Raw genomic sequence first — 5,769 nt, 5'->3', positions numbered from 1 at the left:
ATTCTCAGTTTTCGATTTTCTCTCTCGTAACTCGGTTCTTTGGCTTTTTAGCTCTCGCAACTCGGCTCTTGATCTCCCTTCTCGGCTCTCGGATTCTCGGATCTCGAATCCCGCAACTCGTCTCTTATCCGCCATTCAATTCTCTTCTCTCAAATTTCTTTCCATTTCAAAATACCCGTCGAAATTGAAAACTTTTCTCCACAAACGGGGAATTTTGCGCAGTTTGACTGTTTTGAACCCCATTTTTTCGTAAAGTCTTTTTGCACTCTCATTGTTGCGAATTACGTACAACCTGATTTTCTTGAGCTTCTTTTCTTTGCCAAAGGAAAGAAGGTATCGAAGCATTTTGGTACCGATACCCTTACCTCTTGCTTTAGCTGAAACTGCCAGCACATCGAGAAGCAAATCACCTTTTAACCTGGTTGCCACCAGAGGCAATCCCACAACGGCTACCCTGAAAATTGAGAACCCAAATTCCCGGATAGCATCAAAGAGATTTAGAGTTATCCAATTGACATTGTCGTATTTCAAGCCCGCCACTCCTACAACTTCACCCTTATCCCGCGCAACGAGAATATTTGAAACATCGAGATACCTTGAAAATACTCTAAGGCTCTTTTCCTTCGAGCCAAATACGGGTTTAAACTTTTCTGAAAAAGCCTCGTATAGGATTTCCGATACCGAACTCCGTTCTTCTTCTTCGATTCCAAAAGAAATAGTTATTCGTTCCATTTTGAAATTTCCTTATGCTTCTTTTTTGGAGAATAATTGAAGGGCTATTTCCAGTTCAGAGGCAGAAAAAGGCTCGCCATGTGAAGGAAAAATCCTTTTGGCACCAGCGCTTAAAAGTTTTTCCCAGCTTTTGAACACCGCTTCATAGTTTTCGGCGACTAATGGCCTTTTTTTAAGCCCTAAGAGTCTAAAGTAATTCATCGCCACATCGCCAACAAAAGCCGATCCGTCATCCAGTAACAAGGAAATCGATCCCTGTGTATGCCCTGGAGTGTGAAGAATCTTTCCAGGAATCCCGAAATCTCTCAATACATCCGTGTCTTTATTAACGATGAAGTCTTTTTCATCGATGTTAACAGGTTTTGTCTTGGAAAAAGAGCTCAAAAGCATCAGCAGACAAACTCTGAAATTCAGTGGAATTAACTTACGAGGGGAGGAACCCGTTTTTAATGCAGAGAGTTCTTTGCGGTGAAAAACCAATGTGGCGTTTGTATGCTCACGAACTGAATTTAAGGCCAGAACGTGATCTAAATGGTGATGTGTTATGAGGATGAATTTGATTTCATCCCAGCCGATGTTCAAAGTCTTAAGCCATTTTTCGAGAATCTTGAACTTGTAACCAGCATCTATGAGTAAATAACCGTCTTCTCCTTTTATTAGGTAAAGATTGGTTATACCTGATTTTATTCTTATAATAAAGCCCACCCCCAACAAACCTCACATAGCAAGTATAGCACTTGCCATTTTCATTCCGATGGGTTGTGGGGGTCTAAGGGTTTCTTATATTTTGCTCAGGGCTTGCGCCAGATCTTCAATCAGTAGCTCACTGTTTTCCAGGCCAATGTGAAGCCTCACAAGAGAGAAATTCGGATCAGACGAATCTGGGTGAACAACTGCATAGGGGAAAACCAAACTTTCATAGCCACCCCAACTTACGGCCTTTTTAAATAGCCGGAGACTGTTTGTGAAAATCTTTATCTTTTCAATGTCTCTTGTTTTTAGTTCTATGGAAAACAAACCAGAACCACCACTCATTTGTTCAGTGGCCAGTTTGTGCTGAGGGTGTGATTTCAAAAGTGGGTATATAACCCGTTTCACTTTTTCGTGATTCTCCAGAAAGGAAGCCACTTGCATTGCATTTTCGTAATGTCTTTTCATTCTCACTTGAAGCGTTCTCAAACCTCTCAATATCAGCCAGCCAAGAAAAGGATCAGGAACGGCTCCAATATTGAGAAATTCCGTTTCGAAGATATGTTTTACGTCCTCTTCAGATCCAACCACAACTCCAGCAACAAGGTCGCTGTGCCCTCCAAAATACTTTGATGCGGAATGTACCACTAAATCTATTCCGAAATCTATTGGGTTCTGAAAAATAGGTGTAGACCAGGTATTGTCAATAATGGTTTTTATGCCCTTTTCTTTTGCAAGATGTGCTATCTCTTTTAAGTTTTGAAGTTTGAATGTAAAAGTAGTGGGACTTTCGAGGTAGATTATCTTCGTATTTGGCTTTATTGCTGCACTGATTTCTTCAATATCGGTTCCTTCCACAAAGGTGTGATCTATTTCAAATCTCTTCAGATACTTTTCGAGGAGTGTTTTGGTCCAGCTGTAGCAGTCTTTGACACAAACGATATGGTCATGGCTTTTAACAAAGGCGAGTATACTGGAAGAGATGGCAGCTACACCTGATCCAAAAAGCTTTGCTTTTTCACCATGTTCCAAAGCAGCCAATTTTTTCTCTAGAATATTTACCGTGGGATTATTTCCCCTCGTGTATAAATAGCTATTTGCTTCGTCGCTTATGGCTTCTGAGAAACTGTCAAAGTCCTTGAAGGCGAAGATAGATGTTTGAAATATAGGAGGAGTAACTGCTCCAAAGGGCAGATCCTCTTCGGCTAAATGATGCAATATTTTTGATATGTTTTTTTGGTCCATTTTTTCCTCCTTGAATCAGCCTTTGACTGCACCTTCTGTCAAACCTGCTATTATGTACTTTTGTGCAAAGGCGAAGATTATCATTGTGGGAAGCAACGAAACTACAAGTCCTGCACTCATTATATCCCAGCTTATTCCGGCCTTTGAAATGAAAGAATTCAAAGCCACAGGTATCGTCATTTTATCATCGGAAAAGATGAACATGGTGGCTAAGAACAATTCATTCCAGATGTTTACAAATGCAAAGCTGAAAATGGCAGCCAGTCCGGGTAACGTCAGGGGAAAAACAATTTTGAAAAGAGATTGAATTATGTTACAGCCATCTATCATAGATGCCTCTTCCAAACTTATAGGAATCCTATCAAAAAAGCTTTTCGCCATGATAGTGCTAAAGGCAATCACCATGGTTATATACAAAATGGTAAGAGTGGATAATTTATCGGTCATTTGAAATCGCGACAGCATTGTAAATAACGGAGCCATGATTATAAAGCCGGGGATCATTTGGGTAAAGTAAAGCGCCAGGAGAATCCTATTTTTGAACCTTTTCATTTTCAGCCTTGACAAAGCATATCCGCTGAACATGGATATTATCATCGCTGCAAAGGCAGCTATGAGAGAGACTATGGCACTATTCCTGAAATAGATTCCGAAGTTGGCAAAACTAAACAACTGTTTGTAGCTGTTAAAGCTGATTTTTGAAGGCCAGTACTTCAAAGGAAAGGAATAGATTTCTTTGGAATCCTTTAATGAGGTAATTGTTATCCAATAGAATGGCAATAAAGCCGCGATTAAATATAACGCGAGTGCTGTTATTTTTAAGACCTTCTTGAAGGTTGTCATAATACCACCTCTTTGCTGGAGGTAAGCCGCAGGTAGAAGAACGCGTAAACAAACAAAATAGACATGATTATAAATCCAATAGCTGCCCCTTGGCCGTAATCGTAAAATTTGTAGATCTTGTTTATCATAAGAGTTGCCAGTATGTTCGTTGAGTTGGCAGGTCCGCCACCGGTCATGCCATATATTATCTCCGGGAAATTCATGATCCACATGGTTCTCAAAAGAGTTGTGCTGATTATCGTTGGTTTTATATATGGGATAGTAACGTCAAAAAGTTGCCTTAGTTTTGTTGCTCCATCGATTTCGGCGGCTTCATACAATTCTTTTGGAACTGATTGCAGTGCCGCAAGAAGCATTATGGCAAAGAAAGGCACGCCATACCATACATTCGCTATGATTACTGACATCATGGCAAATTTGGGATCTGACAAAAAGCCAATGTTGTTATTTATTATCCCCAATCTCAAAAGCAGATCGTTTATCATGCCAAACTGGCCATTGAACATCCACGCCCATACAAGACCGATGGCAAAACCGGATACTGCCCATGGGTAAAAAACCAGGGCAGAGTAAATTCCTCTTCCTTTGAAGGGTTTTCTCATAAGAAGTGCGAGCCCAAAGCCAAGCACAAATTGGAAGAACAACGATACAAAAATCCACAGAGCTGTGTTAAGGCATATTCTCCAAAAATTGAAGTTTCTATCCGTAATGACGGCCTTGAAGTTGTCCAATCCTATGAAATGCACATTTGTTAGATCGAAGAGGTTGTAATTCTGAAAAGCCACAACCCCTCCTTTTACTATGGGGAAATAGACAAACAGAATTAGCAGCACAAACGCCGGGATTATCATTATGAATAATTTACGCTGTGAATTACGCATTCGAACACCTCTTAAAAAGGGCGCGGCGTTATTGACAATGAACACCGCACCCGTGGTTAATTATGTAAAGTTATTCAGCCCAATATTCAGTCCATTTTTCGACAGTTTCTTCAAGAGAGATTTTACCCAACAAGAACGATTGCATATACTGCTGATGAACCTCAGCCCAACCGGGCCATTTTGGGGAATTCAAGGGATAAGAGGCGAATATGTATTTTTCGGGATGATTTATCATGTATCCCCATGCAGAATACACACCTGTGCTGAAATATGGATCGTTCTCAAAAGTTGAGGTATGGATAGGAAGAGGGCCATATTCTTTACAAAGCTTTGCGTTGACTTCTGGGCTGGAAATATATTTTATGAATTCCCAGGCTTCTTTCTTGTGTTTTGAATACGATGGTATTCCTAACCCGGTAAAACCATAATCGAGATAGGCTTTTCCAGATGGCACAACAGGAATCGGGACGACAGTATAGTGTTCACGGCCCAGCATATTATCGACCAATGCAACTGTATCAGGATCTTGAATCAGGAAAGGCGTTATACCAGAGACAAAGGCATTGACCTGTTCGTTGAATCCCCAGTTTATGGCATCTTTGGGAGTGGCTTTATCGAAGAGCCTTTTGTACATTCTAAGGCCTTCTATTGCCCGAGGATCGGAGAAATATATCTTTCCGTCCTTTGTCTTATAAATATTCGTGGGATCGATATCACTAAAGAATGATGTGGCAATGAGGTCAGAGAATTTGAATTCCCAGGATTTTCCTCTAAATCCAAATCCATACTGATTCTTTGAAGGATCGGTAATGGCGATACAAAGTTCAACCAATTCACTCATAGTCTTGGGAATGTAATTCACTCCCAAATTCTTTAGAATGTCTGTTCTAACAAACAAGCCTTTGATAAAAAAGAACTGCGGAACTATATAAGCGGTATCGTTTACGGTTCTTGCCGCTTTGTTAGCAACAACTGAAAGTGTCTTTGCATCGGCCCAGTTTGAGATATAAGGTTCCAGGTTTTCAAGTCTTCTGTTGTTCACATACTGCTTTATCGTATAATCCCTGACTTCAACAATATCCAGTGGCTGTCTTGTGTTAAGCATAAGCGTTGCTTTTTGGTCTGCCTGCTCGTAAGGCGGTGAAATGAGATTTACTTTAATTCCGGGGTGTGTTGCTTCGAAATCTGCAATAATATCTTTCAGTACCTTGGTTCGTCCCGGGCTTGTGAGAACTTCGATAAAATTCAATGTCACGACTTTGGAAAACGCAGTAATTCCTACAAGGAACACAAGCAAAATCAACAGAAAAAACCTTGCCTTCTTCATACGATAACCTCCCTTTAGACTTGGTTACATTATCGATTTCTCGATAACATG

Annotated in this window: 6 protein-coding genes; all 6 read right to left on the bottom strand. The window is 40.5% G+C overall.

All coding sequences use genetic code 11. The annotated features are described in order from the left end of the window. Positions 1–135: 135 nt before the first annotated feature. The 6 genes from AC3LHT_RS08205 to AC3LHT_RS08180 all read right to left on the bottom strand — a co-directional run bounded on the left by AC3LHT_RS08205 (position 136) and on the right by AC3LHT_RS08180 (position 5,718). Complete coding sequence (locus AC3LHT_RS08205) at positions 136–732, bottom strand: GNAT family N-acetyltransferase (RefSeq protein WP_488662550.1); 597 nt, start codon at positions 730–732, stop codon at positions 136–138. Positions 733–744: 12 nt separating this feature from the next. Then, positions 745–1,437 carry an MBL fold metallo-hydrolase gene (locus tag AC3LHT_RS08200; protein ID WP_290647401.1) on the bottom strand — a complete coding sequence of 231 codons (693 nt, stop codon included), beginning with the start codon at positions 1,435–1,437 and terminating at the stop codon, positions 745–747. 75 nt (positions 1,438–1,512) lie between these two features. Then, the gene (gene aar, locus AC3LHT_RS08195) at positions 1,513–2,667 is read right to left on the bottom strand and encodes a bifunctional L-alanine/L-glutamate racemase (RefSeq protein ID WP_488662549.1); all 1,155 of its coding nucleotides are present in this window, start codon (positions 2,665–2,667) and stop codon (positions 1,513–1,515) included. A 15-nt stretch (positions 2,668–2,682) separates the two neighbouring features. Continuing rightward, complete coding sequence (locus AC3LHT_RS08190) at positions 2,683–3,510, bottom strand: carbohydrate ABC transporter permease (protein ID WP_290647403.1); 828 nt, start codon at positions 3,508–3,510, stop codon at positions 2,683–2,685. Beyond that, entirely contained in the window at positions 3,507–4,391 is an 885-nt protein-coding gene (locus AC3LHT_RS08185) for a carbohydrate ABC transporter permease (RefSeq protein ID WP_488662548.1), read from the bottom strand. The genes AC3LHT_RS08190 and AC3LHT_RS08185 overlap by 4 nt, the downstream gene beginning before the upstream one ends. A gap of 70 nt (positions 4,392–4,461) precedes the next feature. Continuing rightward, positions 4,462–5,718, bottom strand: coding sequence for an ABC transporter substrate-binding protein (locus AC3LHT_RS08180; protein ID WP_488662547.1), 1,257 nt, complete (start codon positions 5,716–5,718; stop codon positions 4,462–4,464). Positions 5,719–5,769: the final 51 nt, after the last annotated feature.

It is taken from the genome of Kosmotoga sp. (assembly GCF_982836095.1).
Note: the sequence above shows the minus strand (reverse complement) of the source record. Positions and strands in the feature narration are given on the sequence as shown.

Excerpts from the sequence above, each read along its gene's own strand:
- aar (WP_488662549.1), bottom strand. The coding sequence starts at position 2,667 with ATGGACCAAAAAAACATATCAAAAATATTGCATCATTTAGCCGAAGAG.
- AC3LHT_RS08185 (WP_488662548.1), bottom strand. The coding sequence starts at position 4,391 with ATGCGTAATTCACAGCGTAAATTATTCATAATGATAATCCCGGCGTTT.
- AC3LHT_RS08205 (WP_488662550.1), bottom strand. The coding sequence starts at position 732 with ATGGAACGAATAACTATTTCTTTTGGAATCGAAGAAGAAGAACGGAGT.
- AC3LHT_RS08190 (WP_290647403.1), bottom strand. The coding sequence starts at position 3,510 with ATGACAACCTTCAAGAAGGTCTTAAAAATAACAGCACTCGCGTTATAT.
- AC3LHT_RS08180 (WP_488662547.1), bottom strand. The coding sequence starts at position 5,718 with ATGAAGAAGGCAAGGTTTTTTCTGTTGATTTTGCTTGTGTTCCTTGTA.